Origin of the sequence: Enterococcus sp., from assembly GCF_022711995.1 — a bacterium.
Taxonomy (GTDB): Bacteria; Bacillota; Bacilli; order Lactobacillales; family Enterococcaceae; genus Enterococcus_D.
This window is the reverse complement of the sequence record NZ_JALAHI010000008.1, coordinates 1-23,659: the sequence shown is the minus strand read 5'-3', so window position 1 is coordinate 23,659 and position 23,659 is coordinate 1. Positions and strand designations below refer to the sequence as shown.

The 23,659-nt window shown below is 40.4% G+C and carries 26 protein-coding genes; 5 read left to right on the top strand and 21 right to left on the bottom strand.

Annotated features, from left to right (window positions below):
- Positions 1-32 precede the first annotated feature (32 nt).
- Both Q0A12_RS00605 and Q0A12_RS00600 read right to left on the bottom strand, forming a co-directional pair.
- Positions 33-380, bottom strand: coding sequence for a MerR family transcriptional regulator (locus Q0A12_RS00605; RefSeq protein WP_291290792.1), 348 nt, complete (start codon positions 378-380; stop codon positions 33-35).
- A 186-nt stretch (positions 381-566) separates the two neighbouring features.
- Positions 567-1,127 (bottom strand): DapH/DapD/GlmU-related protein, encoded by a 561-nt coding sequence (locus Q0A12_RS00600; protein WP_291290791.1) that lies wholly within the window; start codon positions 1,125-1,127, stop codon positions 567-569.
- A 133-nt stretch (positions 1,128-1,260) separates the two neighbouring features.
- Between Q0A12_RS00600 and Q0A12_RS00595 the strand changes: the two genes are divergently transcribed.
- The 4 genes from Q0A12_RS00595 to spxB all read left to right on the top strand — a co-directional run bounded on the left by Q0A12_RS00595 (position 1,261) and on the right by spxB (position 6,124).
- A complete protein-coding gene (locus Q0A12_RS00595; protein WP_291290790.1) occupies positions 1,261-2,169 on the top strand; it encodes a LysR family transcriptional regulator in 909 nt (302 codons plus the stop codon).
- A gap of 113 nt (positions 2,170-2,282) precedes the next feature.
- Positions 2,283-3,146 carry an aldo/keto reductase gene (locus Q0A12_RS00590; protein WP_291290789.1) on the top strand — a complete coding sequence of 288 codons (864 nt, stop codon included), beginning with the start codon at positions 2,283-2,285 and terminating at the stop codon, positions 3,144-3,146.
- 330 nt (positions 3,147-3,476) lie between these two features.
- Positions 3,477-4,169: an N-acetylmannosamine-6-phosphate 2-epimerase gene (locus tag Q0A12_RS00585; RefSeq protein WP_291290788.1), complete on the top strand. Its 693-nt coding sequence runs from the start codon at positions 3,477-3,479 to the stop codon at positions 4,167-4,169.
- Between the two features lie 227 nt (positions 4,170-4,396).
- Complete coding sequence (gene spxB / locus Q0A12_RS00580; protein WP_291290787.1) at positions 4,397-6,124, top strand: pyruvate oxidase; 1,728 nt, start codon at positions 4,397-4,399, stop codon at positions 6,122-6,124.
- Between the two features lie 146 nt (positions 6,125-6,270).
- On the opposite strand, the gene Q0A12_RS00575 is transcribed toward spxB, so the two are convergent.
- From Q0A12_RS00575 to Q0A12_RS00530, 10 genes are all read right to left on the bottom strand, one after another.
- Positions 6,271-6,525: a TfoX/Sxy family protein gene (locus Q0A12_RS00575; protein WP_291290786.1), complete on the bottom strand. Its 255-nt coding sequence runs from the start codon at positions 6,523-6,525 to the stop codon at positions 6,271-6,273.
- An 87-nt stretch (positions 6,526-6,612) separates the two neighbouring features.
- Positions 6,613-7,032 carry a hypothetical protein gene (locus Q0A12_RS00570; protein ID WP_291290785.1) on the bottom strand — a complete coding sequence of 140 codons (420 nt, stop codon included), beginning with the start codon at positions 7,030-7,032 and terminating at the stop codon, positions 6,613-6,615.
- Positions 7,033-7,086: 54 nt separating this feature from the next.
- Positions 7,087-7,917 carry a class I SAM-dependent methyltransferase gene (locus Q0A12_RS00565; RefSeq protein WP_291290784.1) on the bottom strand — a complete coding sequence of 277 codons (831 nt, stop codon included), beginning with the start codon at positions 7,915-7,917 and terminating at the stop codon, positions 7,087-7,089.
- A gap of 570 nt (positions 7,918-8,487) precedes the next feature.
- Positions 8,488-9,087: a uracil-DNA glycosylase family protein gene (locus tag Q0A12_RS00560; RefSeq protein WP_291290783.1), complete on the bottom strand. Its 600-nt coding sequence runs from the start codon at positions 9,085-9,087 to the stop codon at positions 8,488-8,490.
- Between the two features lie 171 nt (positions 9,088-9,258).
- Complete coding sequence (locus Q0A12_RS00555) at positions 9,259-9,396, bottom strand: hypothetical protein (RefSeq protein ID WP_156233338.1); 138 nt, start codon at positions 9,394-9,396, stop codon at positions 9,259-9,261.
- Positions 9,397-9,614: 218 nt separating this feature from the next.
- On the bottom strand, positions 9,615-10,274 hold the full coding sequence (locus Q0A12_RS00550; protein WP_291290782.1) for a Crp/Fnr family transcriptional regulator: 660 nt from the start codon (positions 10,272-10,274) through the stop codon (positions 9,615-9,617).
- Between the two features lie 494 nt (positions 10,275-10,768).
- Complete coding sequence (locus tag Q0A12_RS00545) at positions 10,769-10,996, bottom strand: heavy metal-associated domain-containing protein (protein WP_081132140.1); 228 nt, start codon at positions 10,994-10,996, stop codon at positions 10,769-10,771.
- A gap of 25 nt (positions 10,997-11,021) precedes the next feature.
- Complete coding sequence (locus Q0A12_RS00540) at positions 11,022-12,956, bottom strand: heavy metal translocating P-type ATPase (protein WP_291290781.1); 1,935 nt, start codon at positions 12,954-12,956, stop codon at positions 11,022-11,024.
- Between the two features lie 218 nt (positions 12,957-13,174).
- Positions 13,175-13,594, bottom strand: a complete 420-nt coding sequence (locus Q0A12_RS00535; protein WP_291290780.1) for a DUF4430 domain-containing protein — start codon at positions 13,592-13,594, stop codon at positions 13,175-13,177.
- Positions 13,595-13,716: 122 nt separating this feature from the next.
- Complete coding sequence (locus Q0A12_RS00530; protein WP_291290779.1) at positions 13,717-16,200, bottom strand: vitamin B12-dependent ribonucleotide reductase; 2,484 nt, start codon at positions 16,198-16,200, stop codon at positions 13,717-13,719.
- A 138-nt stretch (positions 16,201-16,338) separates the two neighbouring features.
- Here Q0A12_RS00530 and Q0A12_RS00525 point away from each other — a divergent pair, with 138 nt between their 5' ends.
- Positions 16,339-16,869: a hypothetical protein gene (locus Q0A12_RS00525; protein ID WP_291290778.1), complete on the top strand. Its 531-nt coding sequence runs from the start codon at positions 16,339-16,341 to the stop codon at positions 16,867-16,869.
- Between the two features lie 173 nt (positions 16,870-17,042).
- Here the strand turns inward: Q0A12_RS00525 and Q0A12_RS00520 are convergent, their stop codons facing one another.
- From Q0A12_RS00520 to Q0A12_RS00480, 9 genes are all read right to left on the bottom strand, one after another.
- Positions 17,043-17,537, bottom strand: coding sequence for a GNAT family N-acetyltransferase (locus Q0A12_RS00520; protein WP_291290777.1), 495 nt, complete (start codon positions 17,535-17,537; stop codon positions 17,043-17,045).
- 79 nt (positions 17,538-17,616) lie between these two features.
- Entirely contained in the window at positions 17,617-18,117 is a 501-nt protein-coding gene (locus Q0A12_RS00515; protein WP_291290776.1) for a GNAT family N-acetyltransferase, read from the bottom strand.
- Positions 18,118-18,244: 127 nt separating this feature from the next.
- Entirely contained in the window at positions 18,245-18,646 is a 402-nt protein-coding gene (locus tag Q0A12_RS00510; RefSeq protein WP_291290775.1) for an SRPBCC family protein, read from the bottom strand.
- Between the two features lie 142 nt (positions 18,647-18,788).
- On the bottom strand, positions 18,789-19,781 hold the full coding sequence (locus tag Q0A12_RS00505) for a serine hydrolase (RefSeq protein ID WP_291290774.1): 993 nt from the start codon (positions 19,779-19,781) through the stop codon (positions 18,789-18,791).
- A gap of 239 nt (positions 19,782-20,020) precedes the next feature.
- Complete coding sequence (locus Q0A12_RS00500) at positions 20,021-20,560, bottom strand: DUF1697 domain-containing protein (RefSeq protein ID WP_291290773.1); 540 nt, start codon at positions 20,558-20,560, stop codon at positions 20,021-20,023.
- 149 nt (positions 20,561-20,709) lie between these two features.
- The gene (locus Q0A12_RS00495; RefSeq protein WP_291290772.1) at positions 20,710-21,192 is read right to left on the bottom strand and encodes a GNAT family N-acetyltransferase; all 483 of its coding nucleotides are present in this window, start codon (positions 21,190-21,192) and stop codon (positions 20,710-20,712) included.
- Between the two features lie 36 nt (positions 21,193-21,228).
- Positions 21,229-22,053: a prenyltransferase gene (locus Q0A12_RS00490; protein WP_291290771.1), complete on the bottom strand. Its 825-nt coding sequence runs from the start codon at positions 22,051-22,053 to the stop codon at positions 21,229-21,231.
- 406 nt (positions 22,054-22,459) lie between these two features.
- The gene (locus tag Q0A12_RS00485; RefSeq protein WP_291290770.1) at positions 22,460-22,996 is read right to left on the bottom strand and encodes a flavodoxin domain-containing protein; all 537 of its coding nucleotides are present in this window, start codon (positions 22,994-22,996) and stop codon (positions 22,460-22,462) included.
- A complete protein-coding gene (locus Q0A12_RS00480; RefSeq protein ID WP_291290769.1) occupies positions 22,986-23,453 on the bottom strand; it encodes a MarR family transcriptional regulator in 468 nt (155 codons plus the stop codon). Before Q0A12_RS00480 ends, Q0A12_RS00485 begins: the two co-directional genes overlap by 11 nt.
- Positions 23,454-23,659: the final 206 nt, after the last annotated feature.

Below are 23,659 nucleotides of genomic sequence, written 5' to 3'. Positions count from 1 at the left end.
GCCCTCTTCTAGGCTTGCGACAATCCTTTTTGTCATTGTTGTTCGTAACGCTGGATTTTGCCGTCCAATCGACTCAATGTCTCTTTTAATTCCTCGAAACGTTGGCGTAGATTTTCACGTTCCTCGATCAGTAGTTGTTTGCGGGCTTCTTTCGTTCTTTCCCCTTGCTGATACAAATCATTGTATTCAATCAAAGATTCCACTGATAAACCGGCGCTGCGCATGCATTTAATAAAATCGATCCATTGGATATCTTCTTCTGAATAATCCCGTATGCCATTGCTGGTACGTTTGATTTGCGGCAATAAGCCCACCCGCTCGTAATACCTTAAAGTTACGGGTGTCAATGAAACGATTTTTGCTACTTCTGAAATAGTCATCCTACTACACTCCTTTAATGACTTTGATGTTCTCTTATGGGGCGTTCCATAAGTCTCCTAGTAACACTATCCGAAACTATTATTGCTTCTGCGGTGCAGGGACTCCTCGTCGCAAAAGTAGGAATCTAGAGCAATAGTATAGGATTCGGTTTAACTTGTTGAATGATGACTTATGGCACAGTCCCGTCAAGAGATCGTTTTGATGATTTTTGCTGGTGTGCCAGCCACGACCACATTGGCAGGAACCTCTTTGGTTACCGTCGCATCTGCTGCCACGATGGCATTTTCTCCTACCGTTACTCCCGGTAAAATCGTCGCATTCGCACCAATCCATGCATTCCTCTTGATCACAATAGGTGCCACCCATAATCCACGGCGCTTCTTCGGATCAGTCAGATGGTTGACAGTCACCAGACGGGCACCGGGGCCGATCAATACATGGTCTTCAATAAAAATACCACCTAAGTCCACAAAAGTCACATTAATATTAAGATAGACATTCCGACCAAATTGGATATGTCGTCCATAATCTGTATAAAAGGGCGTATTGACTGTTACGGATGCATCAATCTTTTCACCAGTGATTTCCTCAAGATATGCTCTGATTTTGTCAGCTGAATGGTACCCTTGATTCATTTCTCGAATCATCCGCTCATTGTATTCTTTGTATTGGTGGATTCGTTGAAAAATTGGTGCGTCTGCTAAAAGTTCACGATTGACTAGTTGTTGTTGAAAAGAACGATCCATATTTATTGCCTCATTTCATTCAAAGTTGTTGACTTTAGCATACTCCGTTAAAATAAAGATAACTAATACTTAATATGAATAGCGAAGAATTCCTTAAAGTTATAATACAAATAATCAAACGGAGGACGAGGAGATGGAACTACGTGTGATCAACTATTTTTTGGCGGTGGTCCGAGAAGGCACCATTACCAGAGCTGCCCAAACATTGCACTTATCCCAACCTACCCTTTCTAAGCAATTACAAGAATTAGAAGCTGAGTTAGGAACAAGGTTATTTGAAAGAGGTAGCCGAGAAATTCGATTGACAGATGAAGGTCGCTATTTCTACGAACGAGCCAAGGAAATCCAGCAATTGGTATCTACGACGAAGGCCAATCTTACTACGAAAGAACATATCAGCGGTGAGCTTACGATTGGCGGTGGCGAAACAGAAGCCTTTCGTTTGCTGGCTGAAATCATCACCGCTTTCCAAAAAGATCATCCTGACGTCCTCACGCATATCTATAGTGGGAACGCGGATGATGTATTGGACAGAATCAATCGTGGATTGCTTGATTTTGGCTTAGTGATCGATCCTGTCGACAAGCAGAAATATGAGTATCTTCAGCTGCCCCATCAAGATCACTGGGGATTGTTACTCCGGGAAGATCACCCATTGGCGACTAAATCAGCGATTTCTGCATCCGATCTAGCGAAGGTCCCTCTTCTTGTTTCTCGTCAAACACAGGTGAACCAACAGTTGACAGATTGGCTGGGACAGTCGATTTCAACGCACCAAATCGTAGGTACGTACAATTTGCTCTACAATGCTTCTCTTTTGGTTCAAAGTGGAGCTGGCTGTGCCTTATGTTTGACGGGAATCGTGAATACCAAAGGAACTCCCTTAACTTTTATCCCACTGTCCCCTGCTTTCACCGCCCGAGTGAATCTTATTTGGAAAAAGCATCAGACATTTTCTCCAGCTGCTCAAGTATTTCTGTCAAAGGTTCAAGAAACATTTTCTTCTAAAAAAAAAATAAACACTTGCCTTTTGTTCTTCTGACCCATTCTTTCTGGTCACTTTCGCTATATTTCATTACTGAAACTTTTTGCTTGCCTTAAAGTCCAGGTGAAGCAGTATGCTAGATGTAGTACAAAAAGAAAGAAGGAAATAACATGTTGAATGAAACATTTACGCTATCAAATGGTGTGTCGATTCCTAAAATTGGTTATGGTACATGGATGATTGAAGATAGTAAAGCGGCTGAAGCCGTAAAAAAAGCGATTGAAGTCGGTTATCGCCATATTGACACTGCCCAAGCATATCAAAATGAACGTGGGGTTGGTGAAGGGATTCGCTTATCTGGCATCGATCGCCAAGAATTATTCGTAACGACGAAATTGGCAGCTGAAATCAAAAATTACGCTGAAGCCACAGATGCAATCAACGCCTCATTGGATCGTTTAGGATTGGATTACATTGATTTGATGATCATTCATAGTCCGAAACCATGGGCTGTTTTCCAAGAGGATGAGCATTACTTTGAAGGAAATGTCGCCGCTTGGCAAGCATTGGAAAATGCTTATAACGAAGGGAAAATTCGTGCCATTGGAGTATCAAACTTTGAAAAAGCAGACTTACAAAACTTATTTGATCACGGTACGATCAAACCAATGGTCAATCAAATATTAGCGCATATCGGTCATACCCCCTTCGACTTGATCGACTATTGTCAAAAAAATCATTTGCTTGTGGAGGCTTACTCTCCGATTGCTCATGGAGAAATGATGGCAAATCATGAAATTATTGCTATGGCTGAAAAATATCACGTTTCAGTACCGCAGCTAGCGATTCGCTATTGCCTCCAACTAGATCTCCTTCCTTTACCAAAAACAGCATCCATGGAACATATGAAGAACAACGCTGATGTGGCTTTTGCAATTTCAGAAGAAGATATGACTCGATTAAAAGGAATCACTATGAATGATTATGGCTCGAACAATGAGATTCCTGTGTTCAAACGCGCCGCTACAAAATAATTGCAACGAAAGATCGCTTTTCCAGAAACAGCTCTGCCTTGGTGCAGATGTTTTTGGAAAAGTTTTTTGTTTAAAAACTTAAGTTACCAAGTAGTTGCTGCAGTTGTTGTGGCTATAGTCGCTGTTTTTGACCTTCACTTTTAAGAAAGACTGCCTGCCGAAAGCAGAAATAATCGGTTTTCACAGGGATCTTTGGCCATTGACTCATTCAGAGAGAAATCATTTACAAGAGCTATTTTTCCATGCTATAGTCCCTTTGAAGACCCTCGTTCGAATTTCAGATTGAAGGTTATTGCTAGTCAGTTGATTGATAATTAGGAGGCATCGTCCATGAACAAAACCGAATTTTTACAAGCAATATCTGGTGGCTTGATCGTTTCTTGTCAAGCATTGCCTGGTGAACCCTTTTATACCGAAGAAGGCGGCGTGATCCCTCTTTTTGCGGTGGCAGCTCAAGAAGCAGGTGCGGTCGGAATTCGTGCCAACTCTGTACGAGACATTCAGCAAATCAAAGAAAAAGTTTCCTTGCCAATCATCGGTATCATTAAAAGGGACTACCTACCGGAAGAACCTTTTATCACTGCGACGATGCGGGAAGTAGATGAATTAGTTGCAACCGGGGTCGAAGTCATTGCGTTGGATTGTACTTTGCGAAAAAGGCATGATGGTCGAACCATCAATGCATTTATTCAACAAATCAAAGAAAAGTATCCTGACCAGCTGCTGATGGCTGATATTGCGACATTTGAAGAAGGAAAAAATGCGTACCAAGCTGGAGTCGATTTTATTGGCACAACACTAGCTGGTTATACCAAAGACCGTGAACCAACAGATGGACCCGACCTCGAACTGATCCAACAACTGGTCGCGGAACAGCTGCCCGTCATTGCGGAAGGAAGAATTCATTCTCCTGAGCAAGCCAAACAAGTTCAGCAACTAGGGGTGGCAGGAATTGTCGTCGGCGGTGCCATCACCCGCCCCAAAGAAATCGCGGCTCGCTTTATCGCAGAATTATCCAACTAGTTTCATAACGAGTCATTTGCTTCTAACAAAGAAGTCGCTAACGACTGCATAATGATTTCACGATTCGGATGCATCTAATAGAGATGCATCTTTTTTGTCTTTACAAAAACCATGCACAGCCGACAGCTAAATCAAGCAACTTTTTGCTTGTGAGTCGAGTCACATTTTTTGTTGTCTTTTTTAGAATACTTTATACTGAAAGAAAGAGGAGAAAGTGAGTGATAAAAATGACAAAAATCAATGCAGGTGTCGCCATGGTAAAAGTCTTTGAAGCATGGGGGATCGACCATCTTTACGGCATTCCCGGCGGTTCATTTAATTCCACGATGGATGCCTTATACCAAGAACGGGAATCTGTCCGCTATATCCAAGTTCGCCATGAAGAAGCAGGTGCGCTCGCTGCCGCTGCAGATGCTAAACTAACGGGTAAAGTAGGTGTGGTTTTTGGTTCCGCTGGTCCCGGAGCCACCCATTTGATCAATGGCTTGTATGATGCTCAAATGGATAATGTGCCCGTCGTAGCTTTGCTCGGCCAGGTGGCATCAAGCGCAATGAATTACAATGATTTCCAAGAAATGAATGAAAATCCGATGTTTGCGGATGTCAGCATTTACAATCGAACCGTTATGTCACCTGAAAGCCTACCACACGTAGTGGATGAAGCCATTAAGGCTGCCTATAAATTCCGGGGCGTCGCTGTTGTAACGATTCCCGTTGATTTTGGCTTCAAAGAGATTGAAGCCCAAGAGATCGCCACAGCCAAAAACCATAAAACTGGAGTGATCCTTCCTAATGAAGCAGATTTAAAAGCTGCCCTTCCCTATTTTGAACAAGCGAAAAAGCCCGTTCTTTATATTGGTCAAGGGGTATTCGGCGGTTTTTCAGCAATCAAAGCCTTTTCCGAGTTCTTTTCGATGCCAGTTGCGGCTTCTGTTTTGGCGAAAGGAATCGTTCCTGATACGTATAAAAATTTTCTTGGCTTTGCCGGCAGGGTTGCCACAAAACCTGCGAATGAAGCACTAGCTGAAGCGGATCTAATTGTCTTCGTGGGAAGTGATTTTCCATTTGGTCGTCGTTTCTTCAATCCGCAAGCCAACTTTGTTCAAGTCGATATTGACTCCTCGAAATTTGGTCGTCGCCACAACACAGATGTCTCGGTGTTAGGCGATGGGATCACTGCGTTGAATCAATGGGTGTCACTTGGAACCAAACGACCAGCAGACCAATGGCTGGCAGCAAATCAAGAAAATATTGCTCGTTGGCATGCTTGGCGTCATCATTTTGACACCAAACAACAAGTCCCTCTTCGTCCAGAACCGATTTTCAAAGAAATCAACCGCATTGCTGAACCGAATGCGATTTTCGTCAGTGATGTCGGTAATGTAACGATCAATAGTATCCGTCATTTAGAAATGACAGGCGAGCAACGTTTTACCACTTCAGGCTGGTTTGCCACAATGGGGAACGGTGTTCCAGGAGGAATTGCCGGCCAATTGAGTTTCCCCGATCGCCAAGTCTTTACATTGAGCGGGGATGGCGGTTTCGCCATGCAAATGCAGGATATTTTGACCCAAGTCAAATACCAATTGCCAATCATCAACATCGTTTTCTCCAATGATTCTTTTGGATTTATTGAAGCGGAACAAGAAGATACCGAACAAAAGAAATTTGGGGTCTTTCTGGAAGGCGCAGACTTTGGGAAAGTTGGCAAAGCACTTGGTGCAAAAGGATATACCATTACTCGTTATGAAGATCTTGCCCCTACTTTTGATGCCGTTAAAGCCAGCACAGGTCCGGTAGTTATTGATATCAAGATTGAAAATGCCCGTCCATTGCCTGTGGAGGAATTGAAATTAGATCCAGAAAAATTTTCAGCAGCAGAAATCACGGCCTTTAAAGAAAAATACCAAGTTCAAGACATGCCTACATTAAACGAGCTGCTTAAAGGGAATTAGCATAAAGCTATGTCTCAAGAAACAAAAAAGACCGAACAATCAACCCGACACTTCCAATGTCTTTGCGGAAGTTGTCAGGCATTGTTTGGTCTTTCTTTGTGTTTTAGATCACAAAATCGATTAGTCTGAACTCCTTTACCAATCACTCAAGAAACCGTCTGGAAAAACGTTCGCAATTCTTGTTTTCTTGCAGCTGCAATCTGCGTTTTAGGAATTCCATGTATTGCTCCTTCAATTCCATAGAGCATGTGGAGACAAGCCCCGGGATCCCGTTGACGAATACGCATAAAAATGGTTTCTGCTGTTGCAGACTTCAATTTCTCCACCGAATCGATGCCAATCGCATGCAGATGTTCGGCAAGAACCTTTCCTACATTCGGTATTTTTTGTAATTCTTCCATGATATGCCTCCTCCGGTGTTTCTGTAGTTTTAGGTTTATTTCACAAACTTTGTTTGATTGTTCCCTATCTTTCTTCCTCCATCTGGATCAATTTTGATGAGCAGAAAAAGGAAGCTTCAATTGTAATTTTTTTATGGTATAAACAGATAAGGTAAGCTGAACCACCCCCAGCAAGAAAAACAGCACATGCAAAAATACGATTGCCATTAGCATATATACTTGAATCAAGATCCATGCAATTAAGATCAAACCCATCATTACTTCAGCAAAATAATCCTTTTTCCTATAGAGTAGCCAACCGCTTATCAAATTGCCAAATCCAATAACCACCAGTAAAAATATCCCTGGAATCAAAAAGCTTTGAAAGGGCGAATTCAGCAGCATCTCTTTTGATAAACCAAATGATTCAGCGGTTTCCACTGAATGAGCACTTAGAAATGCCATCACACCGCCGCCACAAGCACCGATGCCAATCAGTAGATTCAGAAACAATAAGACTTTTTTCATTTTATCCCTCCTCTTCATTTTACCGAATTGTCCCCTAAAATGTAACCCCACCGTTTACTTCTTTAACAACATCGCAATTGTTTCGCTTTCCTTCTTATAGCTTTCGCCACAAACATTGCTATAATGTTGATACTCTTTAAATCCAACCGCAGCCAGTTCGGCAGCCAATGATTGCTCTGTAAAACAACTATTCCACAAATTGTAAGTTATCTGCTTCTCTTGAGTGATCACCATTGTTTGATCTAACCAGACAAAGTTGGGATATTTACTGGTCTTATTCAGCGCGAGATAGGGATCCTCGCTCCAAAAGCCATTTCCTTCTGAGTAGTCCCATGATTGCTGCTCTACAGTCTGATCATATTTCGTTGCACTAAAGACATCTAGCAAGAATTTTCCGCCAGGCTTCAACCAGCGATAAATGTTTGCTGCTAGCAGGTGTCGATCATTTGCAGATAATGCACCAAAGTCACAATAAATCATCACGATCAAATCAAAAGTCTCTGACAATTCCAACTCAAGATAGTCTTGATTTAGGTAGGAAATAGGCAACTGTTTTTTTCGTGCAGACTCTTTTGCATAGGCGATTGATCGTTTTGAGAAATCTACCCCTGTTACTTGATAGCCAGATTCAGCAAACAATTCAGAATAGAGCCCTGGTCCACACCCTAGGTCAAGAAGGGTTGGATAATCTGCTGGGGGGACTTCTTGACAGATCCAACTAGCAGATTTTTTGATAAAGGATCGATTTCGACTGGCCCCATCTACCTTCGGATCCAAATGATTTTCTAGCATTTTCTGAGAAATATAGTCATCTGTCCAGAATGGGGTATCGGTTTGTTGATAGATTTTTGGCTGTTTAATAAAATCGTTCATTTTGCTTCGCATCTTTCTGCTCCTTTGATTGATTATTTGTGTAACTGAATAGTTTTCTTTAGTCCTCCTTTTGCGTGATTACTATAAAAGAATAAAAAAAAGCGATGGTTACCCATCGCTTCCGTGAAAAGAGAAGTTAGAGTAAGATAAAATCAATAGCTAGGCAACTTAAATAAACCTACAAAAGCGGTTATTTTTAGCCTGTTCAATTGATTTTATTTACTCTTTTCCAGTCATACCTATAGCACTGATTGTGTACTATCAGCTATGCCGAACTTCATCACCTGTTCATTCAATTATGACTATACTTTACCATGCTGTAGTATATATAGCAAACCCTTTCATATTTTTGGATAAACAGATTGTTGCTTACATCTGTGCTCACAGAAGGTTCTTAAGTCTTTTGGCAAGAGGAAACCTTCAGGCGCTTGCTTTTGAAACATTCTGCCACTGAAAGAATAACAATCAGTTTAAGTGTTTTGAAGAAGCCCATTTGTTTCCGTAACTTAGCAAGAAAAAAATCCGACATTCCGACCTATTCAGCGGCTGTTCTTTTTGGCATACTTTGATGTCACAGGATAGTTAACTGTTCAAATCCTTCGTAATCACTTGATACATTTTCGCGATATCCTCTGCCGCCATCGTTACTTTAGATTTTTCGATCAATACATTCTTCCCTGTCATAATATAAGAAGGCAATAAGCGGATCTTTCCATAGTAGATTTCAGTATGGCGTATTTTATAAGTTGCAACAGAGGGAATCACATTCTTTTTTTGCTGCTTTTTGGCGATTTGATTGAAGGCTTTTTTTGCGACATCCCCCATCAACATAATCACTTCAACATTTGGAAATAACGACAACTCTTTTTCTAACAGCGGTAGATTTTCAGTGATGGTTTGTGTTTCAATAGTTGTGTGTTTTGGCGTTTTGATCGCATTGGTCAAATAAATCCCTAGCGTCAATAAGTCATAGGCAGAATCTACATGGATCCCAGCTTTTTGAAACAACGGCAATGTCGTAGAAAGATAAGCGCCATCTGTTGCCCCATAAAAATCGTCTGTTGGATCTAGGGGAACGACTTCATTGATCAATACTGCTTTAATGGTTTTCGGATCGACTTCAATATCATTCAAAAAAATACTTTCCCCTGCTCCAGCCTTCAATTCCTCTTTTATATTCATTTTCTCCCTCCGTCCCTATTCTCTTTTCCTTCATCATACAAAAGGAAAGCGGCGAAGTCGAGGAGTATTTTATTGTGAGAAAATCAGTCGATCCCCCTCTCTAAAAGAGTCAAAAAAACTGCGTAAGGAAATTTCCCTACGCAGTTATCGTCAATGAGTCATGCTCATTTATTACTTATTGTAAATCTTTGGTCCTTTACGCATGTTCTTGCGATCATTTTTTGGTGTGTCCATTTGTTTCGAACGGCCACCACCTTGTTTCTTTTTGATCAGTTCAAGCATTTTTTCTTTTTGATTCACTATTTCCACCTCGTTTTCCCCATACCCTCTTTTATCTAATAAAACAAAGCACTTTGATAAAAGAATTTAGCATCCTGATTAAATCTACTTGGATTTTGCTCGTTTGTCAATCGTTGATTGCACAATCTACTGAAATTCACAAGGTTTACACGGATTTAATGGCAGATGCGGAGAACCCTTCCTGGGAAACGGATGGTAAGGGGGCTTTTGAATAAAAGTCTCTTTCTCTAAAGATCTGTTAGCTGCTCTTGATCAAGCAGCCACACCCTTCGCTTATTACGGCGGATCCATTGTTTCTCTTCAAAGCGTTTTAATTTTCTTGAAAGAGTTTCGGGTGTCGTTCCTAAAAACAACGCTAGCTCCTTCATTTTCATAGGCAGCACTACTTGATCTGATTCGGCAACTTTTGCTAAATCTAATAGATAAGTAGCTAATCGTTCATCGACTTTTTCCATCATCAGAAAGCGTGCTTGCTGTTCGACTTTTAGCATTTTTTGCGCATTTATTTCTAATAATTTCAAACTTAACTGGGGATAATCCAACAACAGCTGCGTAAAATCTCGCTGTTTGAGAACACAAACTTCGGTCTTCTCCAATGCTTCTCCAAACAATAGTTCATTTCGAACACCAAATAGTTGTTTCTCTCCCTCATAGCCGCCGGGTTCGACGACACGCAGGACTTGTTCTTTGCCATTAGCGGAAAGTTGATAGACTTTTAAACTTCCACGAGCAACGATCACTAACTGATCATCAGTGTCTGGGGTAAATATCAGTTCCCCTTTTTCCTTAATGTGATGTGTGACCAGCGTGTGAATCACTCGTTGATCCGTTTCATCTAAATGATTGAACAATGGCACTAATGAAACACAGATATGATCCTTTGCCATGGAAATCCTCTCCTATTCGCTCCCAGTTTCCCCGTAAAATCGTCTTATCCAAGGAATCAATGGCCTTGCAATCACGCAGGAACTTCTTTTGAAAACTCAAAAACTCGGTCCTGCCGCACTTCTTTTATGGGATGTCTCAAACAACAACAGCTGCGATTGCTCAACAGCCAAGCATGTGAACACGCGACGTTTCTTTTTTAATGTACCACTTTTTTTGAGTATCGTACACCCACCAATGCGCGCTGGTCTTGACATAAATTTCTGGAAGTCTACTTGATACACCCATTCAAGGATTCCTTCTTCATCAATATTTATGAGATAAAATCCCCTTGATAAATCCCGACTGACTTCTTTGAAAGAAGTCGTTAATCCCGTGATCGTCTAACGGCGAAATCTATATACGAAAAAATAATTAACGATTGTAATAGAAAAGGTTCAGTGTTCCTTTCCTATTCACTTCCTTTGGCTTCATTCCTTGGTTTGATTAAGCAATATCAAGCCAACTCTTTTAGTTGAATCCCTTCAACGACATAACCTAGCGTTTCGATCACTTGTTGGATTTCTTGCGGAGTGATGATTTCTGGTTGAAATTCTACTTTTACTTTACTGGCATTGAACAGAACATTGACTTTTGTTACGCCAGACTGGCGACTCAGCCCTTGTTCGATTTTTTGCATACAAGATGGACAAGTTAAGGTTTGTAATTGGATAATTGTTTTCATGACTATTCCTCCTTTATTGATAGCCTTATTTTAATTCTTCTTGTGTCATTAAAAATTGATTTGTATCAAGTTTTGCCTTATTTGATTTCGCTAGCAAGCGCATCGCGTTCAAGACCACAAGCAAAATACTTAACTCATGGAAAAACATCCCGCTGGCCATATAGATGAAGCCAAAGACCAATCCTACTAACAGAAATAAGACAGTTCCCAACGCAATCAGAATGTTTTCTTTCATCTTTTTGACGGTTCTTTTCGTTAACTGATAGGCATAGTTTAATTGCTCGATCCGTGATTGGATCAACACAATATCAGAGGTTTCGACTGCCACATCTGTCCCATTGCCCATCGCAATCCCAATATCAGCAAGTGCAATTGAAGGACTATCATTGATGCCATCTCCCACGAAGGCAACTATTTCCCCTTTTTCCTGTAAATGTCGAATAAAGTCCGCTTTTTCTTCAGGTAAAAGCTCACCGTGAATCTCTGTTAACCTTAACGTGTGGCCAATCAAATTTGCGGTGTGTTGATGGTCTCCTGTCAGCATGATCAGCCGTTTTATGCCGCTTTTTCTCAATGCATGAATCGTTTCTGACGCTCCTGAACGAATCGCATCTTTGATGCCAAATAATTGAGTCAATTGCTGATTACACGCGACTAAAACGATTGAATGGCCCTGTCCTCGTAATTCTTCTTCTTGCCGTTGCACCGCCACTGGTAGCTTGATCCCTTGTTCAATCATGAATTGCTTGTTGCCAATCAACACATCCTGACCATTTGCAACCGCCCGCACCCCACGTCCCTTATGGATTTTCGTCTGCTCCACATGGACTGCTTCCCAACTTACCCCGACAGTTCGTGCATACTGAAGAATCGCTTGACCTAATGGATGATCGGATTCTGCTTCTACAGCTGCCACTAAGGCTAAATCGTCTTTGTCGGTAAAACTCTTTGCGGCAGTCACACTTGGCTTACCTTCAGTCAATGTCCCTGTTTTATCAAAAACAATCGTATCGACACGGCTGAAAGCAGCCATGACTTCGCTACCTTTAATCAATACCCCGTTCTTGGCACCATTCCCGATCCCTGCAACATTGGCGACCGGAACACCGATAATAAGTGCTCCGGGGCATCCTAGTACCAGTAGTGTGATCGCTAGACGAATCTCTTTAGTAATCAAGCCGATAAGAACAGCCAGCACCAAGATCAGCGGTGTATAATAAGTGGCAAAACGGTCAATCAAACGTTCAGCAGCTGATTTGCTATCTTGTGCCTCTTCAACGAGTTCAATGATTTTACCGAATGTCGTCTCTTCACCAACTTTTTGAGCTTGGATTTTTAATGTGCCATTTTCGAGAATCGTTCCTGCAAAAACCATTGCTCCTACTGTTTTTCTCACAAGATCAGCTTCTCCTGTCACTGCTGCTTCTTTTAAGTAGCCCGATCCTTCAACAATCATGCCATCCACTGGCACTTGGGCACCTGCTTTTACCAGCAAGCGATCCCCCACTTTGACTTCTTCAATTGCTACTTCTGCCATCTTTTCCACCGCGCCTTCATTCGCTGAGGGAATGTATTTCCAGGCTTTTGCTGGCGACATATTGATGAGAGATTGAATCGCTGATCGCGTATGGGCTAACGTTTTTTGTTCAAGAACATGACCAAACAAAAAAAGAAAGGTCACGATAGCTGATTCGTTGTATTCCCCAATAAAAAGGGCCCCCAGCACCGCCACAGTTACTAATAAGTCAATGCTAATGACTTTCACTTTTGCCGCTTGATAAGCTTGGATAGCAATGGGAAGACCACCAATAACAGAAGCAATAAACAAGCAACTCTCATAGAGTACCTGCTGCTGCAATAAATATTTCCCACCAAATGCAGTGACGATCAGACAACCGCTGATCATTGTTAATAGCACTTGATTTGCTTGTATCTTTTTTTGGATCTTCAATGTCTCCACTCCTTTTTTGTTTGTAGGGATGATTCATCGCTAGTTTAACGAAAAGGAGCGAAAAACAAATTGATTTGTATCAAGAAAAAAAAGAGCTGCAACATAAGTAGCAACTCGAGAATTCTGAATGGCACGATGCATCGTGCAAGCCAGAGGGACCTGCTGGAACCTAGTCCTTATTGGGAGTCCTCGGTTGAAAACATATGTCACACCTCTTAAAGGGTGAGTTAGAATGCTTGTAAATTAAAAGTGATGGTATCATCTTTTTTCAAAAGCAGATCTTGGGCAGCTTTATCACTCATTTCGTCATTGACTGTATAGACCCAAAATACATTGTTCTTTTGATCTTGACTCATTCCATCGATCGAAGTGATGAAGCCATCTTTTTCTTCTATCGTAAAGTTTTCTTTCATTACTTTCAATAGTGATTCATTTTCTTGAAACGTGACTTCTTTTGAGGTGACTTCCTCCCCCTGATTCGTGAGGACAATCGTAGCTGTTAATTGTTTCTGATCAACAGAACCTTCGGTGCTTTCTACACTTTGAACATTCTGGTTATTTTCTGAAGAGGGACTCGTGTTTCTTTGACAGCCACTAGTGACCAACAATCCACCTAACATCACGAATACGACGAACAATTTTTTCATTTATTTATTCCTTCCCGACATACGTCATTAAAATCTGCCCTGTTATCCAGCGAAAAAACATCCTAAATACCTACTGAAACATCGGTATAAACCTTATCACTTCAATTACCAACGAGCTATTTTTACAGACCACATTTCAGTTGAATTTTACAATTGGTACACGTACTACAACCGCCGATTTCTTCTATTGTTCCTTCATGACAGATGGGACAACGATCACCTGAAGTCACTGGTTCACTCATTTGGCTGGTAAATTGATCTTCTGCTGGTTCTACTTGCGTGTTCATTTCATTGTCGACTGCTTCCAAAGTCAACACTTGGGAGTCACGGCTACCATCCACGTATACAGTACCGCCTTTGGCTCCACCTTCGTAAAGATCCCTATAGACTTTGGCCACTTGACTTACAGAATATCCTTTCGGCGCATTGACAGTTTTTGAAATCGAACTATCTACCCAGCGTTGAATCGCACATTGAACACCAACATGTTCTTCGGGGGTCAATTCCATTGCTGAAATGAAGAATTCCGGCAGCTGATCTTTGTCTTGTTGCGGATGGTTTGCAAGATATTCTTCAACGATTGCTGCATTGATCTCAATAAATTTGCCTAATCTGCCACTTCTAAAGTAGGAGAAGGAGTAGTAAGGCTCTAATCCGGTTGACACACCGGTCATTGTTCCCGTTGACCCTGTTGGTGCGACCGTCAAAAGATGAGAGTTGCGAATCCCAAATTGCAATACTCCTTCACGAACATGGGCTGGCATTTTTTTCATGTATCCTGTGTCAATAAACTTCTCTCGTAATGCTTGGGTCTCTTGATCGTCTTTCCCAATCAAAAATGGAAAACTGCCCTTTTCTTTTGCTAAATCAATGGAGGTTTCATAGGCGGTGACAGCAATCGTCTCAAAAATCTGGTCGACTAATTGATTGCCTTCTGCTGAACCATAAGTTTTTTCACAATAGATCAATAGATCGGCTAAGCCCATGATACCAAGTCCAACACGTCTTTCACCTTTCGCTTGGCGCTCATTTTTATCAAAAAAGTAAGGAGTCGCATCAATCACATTGTCTTGGAAACGAACCGCAGTTTTAACCGTTTCTTTTAATTTAGCAAAATCAACTGTTCCGGTTTGATGATCGGCCATGTTTGCCAAATTGATTGCTGCTAGATTACATACAGCATAAGGCGTTAAAGGCTGTTCGCCGCAAGGATTCGTCGCAACCACTTTTTGCCCATAGGCTGTAGCATTGGTCATTTTATTGGCATTATCAATAAAGAAGATGCCGGGTTCAGCAGAGTACGTGGCACAAAAGGTGATCAAATCCCACAATTCACGAGCCTTGATCCTTTGATAGGTTTTTACTTTATGACCGGCAGCTTCCCACTCCCGCACATCTCCGACTTCTGCCCACTTCACATCGTATTCCGCCATTTCTTTTTCTGAATAATTGTCGATATCTGGGAAACGCAGCGCATACCAATCGTCTTTCTTTACTGCAGCCATGAATTCTTCTGTTAAACAAACAGAAATATTCGCTCCAGTCAAGAAATCGCTATTTTTAACCGTGTAAGTCCCACCAAGCCGTAGTTTTTCCTTTGCCGTCTTGATCATTTCATTTTGCTCGGTATCTGATGATTCTGGAAGCTGAGCAATTTGGGTATACATTTGTTCTTCCATTTTTGACAAAGGATCAAATTGAAGTTTTTCATTGATTAACTGTTTGATGGTCTCATTTTTCAATGTTTTGTTTAACTGCAGCAATACCGCAGGATTCTGAATTTTAGAAATAATAAAAGCAAAAATGTCTGGATGCCAGTCAGCCATCATGATCATCTGCGCCCCCCGACGACTTCCCCCTTGCTCAACTAGATTCGTCAAGTTGGCTAAGTCATTCAACCAGGAGACAGCACCAGAGGATCGGCCGCTGACACCATGGACCACACTAGCTTTTGGCCGTAAGGTTGAACCATTGGTTCCCACCCCTCCGCCACGACTCATAATCTCCATCACTTCTTGTCGGTGCATAGCAAGTCCTTTACGAGAGTCATGGATGAAAGGCATCACAAAGCAATTGAAATAGGTCACTTGAGAATTTGTGCCAGCGCCATAAAGCACCCGACCTGCTGGAATCAAATTTTGTTCGGCAATCTGCTGATAAAACTGCTCAAGAAACAACTCCTGCTCTAACTCTTTATCGGAAATCCCTCTGGCCACTCGGCGAGCGATTTGTTCGAAATAAAGTTCCAGTGGTTTTTCAATCTCATTTTTCCGTCGTTGAACAAGACCACTAGCTTGTTCAGCAGTATTTTCTAAAGCTGAGCGATACTCTTCTTCGACCTCTATAGAGACGATCTCATCGTCAATCGCCTTTACCCATCCAATGCCTCGAGCAGGGTATTGCGGATCTTCTTTTGTGGTTAAAATAACCAAATCACCCTTATCTAACGTTTGGTGGTTTTGGTCCTTGAAAGAATAGCGATCGAGCATGATCAAGCGAGAGATCCCTTCAAATGTGTTCGTCATCTCAGTAGTGATTGCTGAGACTTCTGGGAACAAATGAATGTCCTCATTTAGCTTTCTTATCGTTTGTTTATTGTATTTCATTCTTTATGCCACCTTCCCAGACTCAACATATTGTGTCCGGAATTCATTATCACACTACATCATGTGTTTTTCAATCTTGAATTTTATTTTTTTCCTGTATAATGAGAATGATTATCAGTTAGAAAGACGGCGATTTCGATGTTCCAACCCCATCCTCCTGTTTTTTCCGTACAAAAAATTTCTTTATTAGCACTTATTACTGCGTCTTGTATCGTTGGACGCTTATTTTTTGTCTGGATCCCCAACGTTCAGCCCATGAGTGCTATTTTATTTTTATTAGCCCTGGCAGGCAGTCTGTCCGATGCATTGATCGTTGCTTTATTGAGTTTGCTTGGGACAAATATCTATCTAGGAATGGGACCTTGGACCATCAGCCAATTTGTAGCACTGACTGCTACGATCACTTTTTTTCATCTGTTAGGAAAAATCCCTCTCATGAAAAAAAGCCGTTTAATCCAAGCACTTCTAGCGTTTATTTGTGGTATTCTCTATGGTCTGATCGTTTCGATGATGGAAGTTTGGCTTTATCAGTTTCCTTCTTTTACAGCCTATTATCTTCAAGGCTTCGTATTTGATTTGTTCCATGCTAGCGGAAACTTCCTGTTTTATTTGATGCTATTCCCCGTATTTGAGCGAATAATGCCCGCATTAAATAAATGGCAAAAATAGAAAAGCGGAAAATTTGCTCGAACCATCCTCAAATTAGGAGAACTTACCAACTCTTTTGTCAAAGAAACTTGAAACGGATTCGTCAAAAAAATCTTTTTACCAAGTTAGCCTAGGCTTCTTAACAAGGTAAAAAGATTTTTATTGTTTGAAGAGAATTTTCTGATTCACTGTTCCTATTTTATCCTATTTTTCTGTTGCAAATAGTCAAGGCGCTGCAACTGATAACATGCGTCTTCTTCCGTTTTGACTAACGAAAAATTCAGTTTTTCTAAAAGTTTTATTGATGCTAAATTTTCAGACGAAACCCCTGCTTTTACTGACTGAACACCTTGATCAAACAGCCACTGAACCGTCGCTTGAACCACTTCTGAGCCGTATCCTTTTTGAGACTCTTGAGGATGAATCGTGTAACCGATCCAGAAAAAATCTGCTTCTTTTTTTAAATAGATGTCACCGATCAGCCGGTCATCTAAAGTGTGCACAACTGCTATATTCTTGCCTTCAGAAAAACTTTTGGGATGCAGCAGTTCCTTGATATACGCAGCTTTTTCCAGGTTTTTGAACCCTTGGTACTTCATCCACTCTAAATCATTTCTATAGGTCATAACTGTTGCAATATCTTCGATCCTAAAATCACGGATCAAACAACGTGGCGTGGAAAAATACATGAGAAACCTCCTAATTACATCCTGCCTCGTATCTCAAGTAGAGAGTCAACTGATGTTTTGCTTATTGAAAATAGACTCGCTAGTTCCTTGTTCTTGGGTGAGCAAAAGTTTTTTCGTAAGAAAGAACCTTGACTTTCTTTTGATTCATTTGAGCAATGGTTTCTTTAGTGGGCCGAAAACCTAACGATCGCCAAAATTTATCCGCTGGTTGATTATTCACTAAAACGGCCAACGCTAATTTCGTCATCCCTTCAGAAAGAAGAATTTCTTCTAATTCATGAAGGATTGCTTTCCCGTGTCCTTGCCTCTTTTCATTGATCAACAATAATCCAATATAAGCGGTTTGCTCTTCTGGATAATCAATTAAGTAGTCAAGGATCGCCACCGGTTTTGTATCCTTTCTAACTAAAAGAAACCGTTTATTTTCTTTCTTTACTGATTCAGGCTTATCTACCATATCTTGTTTCAATAACTGCAGGGAAGCCACATCATCCGTTAAAGAAAAATACGGCTGATTATTTAAATAGACGGAAACAGCTTCCTGTTCATTTGCGTCAGTCACGCTCTCGAAAGTAAACATTGGTTTGCTCCTTACTTTTTCTTCTGTGGATCATTCAACTGATCTTCGCTTGTCATTTCTCCGTTGCATTCTTCTGTCATCACTGGCAGTTCCATTTCTAAACACGCCCCATGGAATTTTTAGGCATTTATTTCCCTTTGCTTAGTGTTGCAGTCAAATCTGAGATATATTTTTCCTGTTGCTTTTTTAAATAGCCTTTAGCAAATGGTTTCAGATAGAATTTTTTTACTGTTACTTCTTCCGTAAAGATAATTTCTGTCTGAGAGCCTGCTTTGGTGAATTCTCCTTGCCAATGCCCGCGAATATTGCTGTTTTCCATCACAAATGCATACAATTTGAAGGGCTTTTTATCGCTGATCGTAAATTTGGTCGGATACCCGCCTGTTGTATATTCGATAAACTGCCCTTCATTGATCACCTCAATTTTACTTAGATCACTTCGCCAAGAATAGTTCTGAAGATCTGTGACGATCTGCCAAACCTTTTGGATTTCTTCATCGAAACTGGCACAAATCGTTGTTTTTACCATAGAGTCCCTCCTTTTGCATTACGTTGTGTTTTACTTTCCATGACATCTGTTCTAGGAATACTCATTCCTTCAATGTTCTTTTAAGAATAATTTCAAGTAATGCAGTCGCCACTCCTTTTCGTCCCTTCAATAAGTAAGGGCCTCAACCTCTTTCCGCCAGGATAAATGGCTTCACATACGTTTCAACAAACTCGACTCGATCACGAACAGTGGGTTTAAAATAAGCGGTTACAGCAATAACCAGTTTGTTTTTCGGATCAACGTAAAGAATATTTCCACTATTGCCAATGGCTGCATAAACAGTATTTTCTACATCTAAGATCCACCATAAATAACCATAACCCATATCTTGAAATTGGTTTAGCGATGGCTGCACTGGCGTACTCATTTCTGCAATCCATTCAGCCGAGACAATTTGTCTTCCATTGTGTCGGCCTTGGTTCAAGCAGAGTTCACCAATTTTTGCCATATCACTGGCTGATAAACACAAGCCATAACCAGCGGTACCAACACCCAAAGGATCACAAAACCAAATCGGTTTCTTAGGCTCTTTCCCAATAGTGAACTGCTTGTGTTCTGCTGCCGTTTCGACATGATAATTGTGATGTCGACTAACGCCGATGGGTTCAAATAAATAGCTGTTTACAAAATCAACCGTGGTCATTTTTGTTGCTTGGCATAATAAACCAGTCAAAATATGCAGACAAACTGTTCGATAATCAAATTGATTCGTTAATCCTTTTCTTCCACCTAAAAAGTCTAAAGAAGCTTTCGTCCAATCTTCGCTGGTACAGACTTTTGTCCAAGGATCTCCTTTTCCTTTATAAGGTGCCTGCATGGTGAGTAAGTGTTTGATGGTCACGTCATAGATCGTTTTTTCTCCTCGTTTCACAACATAATCGGGAAAATAATCAATGACTTTATCTTCAATACTATGGATTTTCCCCTGATCGATAGCGATTCCTATCAGCAGCGATACTACGCTTTTTGTCGCCGACATCACGTGGCAAGCATCGTTTCTCTGATAATGATTCCATTCATCTGAATAGACTTCTTCGTGGTTCTTGTAAGCAACAATTTGACAAATATTTGGCTGGGTACTCGTAATCAACTCATGCAATTCTTCTTTCATCATCATTCTCCTTTCAAGAATAAGCATAAGTCCATTAAAAATAGATTACAAGGCTCCTTCTTCGGAGAATTAAAATTTTCAGAATATTTTTGCATTCAATTGATTTCTTCCGCGCTTTGGAAAAAGTGACACCCAAAGTTAATTTATGATCAACAGAACCCAGTAATTAGAGAACACTACCTAAAACCTTGCACAACGAGTTGAAAAACGGAAATCCCAATGATCAACAGCACTTTCTCCGATCACATGTCAACAATTTTTCTTACAGTATTGGCTGTTCGGATGGTCAGTTGATCTTTCACTTTCGGCTTTGCGGTCTTTGCCCACCAATTTGTTTTTTGATGATCTTTGCGAATAAAGGACCAAAAGACAATGTCTTTATAAGGATACACTCTTTCAAAGTCTGCTTTTGGTTCACCAATCTCAGTTAGTAAGCGCTCATAAGATAATGGCTTGATCATAAATATGACGTTGTCATAAATTTCTTTGTTCTCATCTCCCCACCATTCAGGAGCATTTGCTAATAATTCTTTTAGTTCGGCTTGTAAAACCACATGAATGGGGATGTCTAACTCAAAGCGGCGGTTGATCCTTGTCCTGATTTTATTGGCTAAAACCTGTGGATCCTCTCTATTACTGGAAAAGATAACATTGCCACTGTTTAAATAAGTGACGACATCTGTAAATCCATCTTTCTTTAATTCTTCTTTTAATTCAGACATACTCAACTTATTTTTCCCACCGACATTGATTCCCCTTAATAAAGCAACATATCGATCCATTCTTCTGACTCCTTTACCCTATTCACTTTCGTTTCTGCACCAAGAACACTTTTAGTAAAAAGGGTTCTTTTCGTCTCTAGTTCACTTCAACACGCTATTTACTTCTAGTCAAAAAGCATAGGATTTGTGACTGCCTTGCTTCTCAACATTCATTCTGAAAGATCCTTGAAATAAAGTCCGGTTCCGTCATCCAATTTAAAGCCATTTTTTTCCAACACAGCGATTGAAACTTGATTTTCTGGCACTGGATCTGCGATGATTCGACCAGCCTGTTCATGGCTCAAGATATGGTTGACGAGTGATTTGATCAACCTATTTCCTAACCCTTTTTTGAGATACGTTTCTTCCCCAATGAAATAATCGATGCCAAATGTTCCAGCCGGCTCATGTTCCCATGGGTATCCTTTAATGGTCTTTTCACACGCGTAATACTGGCAGAAACCGATGGGCTGGTTTCCATAAACGACGATAAAATGACGGATATAATCAAATTCTCCTGTTTCATTTCTGATTTCCGTCAACCAATCTTCTGTCGAACCAAGCCATTTCTTGATATATTCTTTTCTTAACCAGCGATCGACTAGTTCGATCTCATTGGTCAATGGACGAAGTGTCAAACAAGTTACTGACATTTTCTTACCTCCTGTTCTGGTGAATCAACAAAAATGCTATCCTAAGTTGGCCAATATTTCTTGATAGCGTTTCGTTGCTAAATGACTGGCCTGTCCCTTTTTACAAAAGTTCAACTTTCCTAACTTCGGTACAACACGTTCTACGATGACTTTACCATCAACTAGCTTTGCTTCAAATTGGTGTAACGCTTCCAAAAAGCGCTCATCTTGTCTCGCATAAGGGTAAAAAGACAGGACATACAGATAATAAAAGAGATTGTATCCCCTAAAAGGGTATTCCGTCTGCATAAACAACGTGCCAATGCCATAATGACAAGGACTGATTGGCTTCTTCAGTCTCCAATGCGTCAACAGAAACTCAATTGCAGGATTGATGACCGCTTGATTCTTTGCGAATGGACTAAAGCGAAGAGCATCTAATACCGTTAAAGTCGTCATCGGTGTAGAATAGTCCGTTTCAGGTCCACGACCAAAGCTATACTTGTTGCACTTCCAACCTCCATCTTCTTGCTGCGTGGAAATCAAATAGTCGAAGGTCTGAAGAAGCCGTTGATCTTCTGCATAACCAAGAACACAAAGGTTCCTTAGAGCTAACGCCGTATGGCAAGGATACAACCCACCAGATGGAGAAGTTTTGAATCGGCCATCTTCTCTCCAAGTGCTAAAAATCAACTCCGCTGTTTCTGTTAGGATCGCATCCTCGGGAGACACTCCCAGCTCAAGTAAATACATTGGACTTTCTAACGTGGTAAAAGGAGCCCCTTTCAATAATTTTCGGTCCTCAGTTGTCCAGTAATCGGCGCCATTGTCGTATCGATGCGCAATAATCTCTTCTATGTCTTCCAAATAAAATGTATCCATAGCCTTCTCCTTTTCCAAAACTAGGCAACAAGCAAACATAAACTGATTTCCAGTAAAAAGCTTAGTAACACGTCTCTAGGAACTCACCTTGTTTCTCTGGTCAATCCTGCCCGAAGAAAACCCGATAAGTATTCGTTTTGCAGGATTTTCGTCATTTTTTCATCCGAATGTCTTGAACGATGAGTGAAAATCGATCGTATTGATTTTCCTCAAGTTTACTATTTCTTTGATTGAATGTAAAACGGAGAATGAATCATTCATCTACTCCAGAAATTTCCAAATTTGATTAAATTGGTTTGCCTCTGAAAACAAAAAGACGGCTCTTTGCTAGAGACGTCCTTAGTAATCCATTTTTTCCACAAGCAAGATGAATTATCTGTTTCATTAAGTGTATGACTTTAACGGTTTAACTTTCCTTCGCAATTAGTTCTCTTACATAAGATACCAATGGTTCAATAGCCGTTCTATCACTAAAATCGACCGTCTGTCCATAGGTTTCAATCAATGCTTTATTTTCTGGAGTCAGTTCAGAATCTGGTACCTTTTTTAACGAGTTTATTATCATTTTTAACAGCAGCTTATTTCCCATGTTTAACTGTGTATAATCAATTCCCCCTCGAAAATGAAAAATACCTTCGGGAATGCTTTTTAATTTTTGAAGACTTTTATCTAAATCAGCATAATCCGTACCGACGGGATCACTCAGACCAACTGTAAATACGACCAGATGATCAAAAGCGTTTCGTTTCAGTAAATCGACACCAGTGATTTTCCCAGCATAGATGCGACTGCCAAAAATGACAAATGAATACTTACGCCATTCTACGTCTTTGGCTGTTTTTCCATCAATAAGTGCTGCATTCAACTCTTCTGCAATCCATTTGGCATATTTTTCTGTCATCCCATGTTTGGAAAAGTACACAACAGCTAGTTTATCCTTCATTATGATCCATCTCCTTGATTATGCGTTCCAGATTATCAATCATCTTTAATGTGACTTGAGAAGCAATTGCCAATTCATTGTCTGTTATTCCTGTAAAAAGTTTATCTCGAAAATCTTGACTGTCTTTTTCACTTTGTTTTGCCAATTGTTGTCCTTTTTTTGTTATGAAAACTTCTTTGACTCGCTTATCCTGAGCACTTTGACTAATCGCAACAAGTTCATCCTTTTCCATTGTGTCGAGCATTTTGGCAATGTTTTGTCTTGATGTATCCATTGCATTCGCTAAATCATTGACGCTAGGTACACTCACTTTGGAAAGTTCTCTAAGATTCATTAGTAAAAACCATTGTTTCGTGGTTAATCCTGTTACAGATTTATCTCCTGCAAATTGGAGTTTGTTCGCTAGAATAAATGTTCCGCCAAATAATAGATGTTTAGGATTTTCTGGGGCCTTCATCAGTATGTTCCTTCCATAATAGGTAATAGGTTACCTATATTATACGCAACCTATTGCTTATTATCAAGGTTAAGTTGTAGCGTTTAGAAATTTCGTCATTATATTAATTAGATAACAAATTATTATTTAGATTTCTTTTTAATTTATGTTATAGTTTTTACTAAGGAGGTAGATAATGAAAAATTTAATAAAAAGCAACAGAAAGT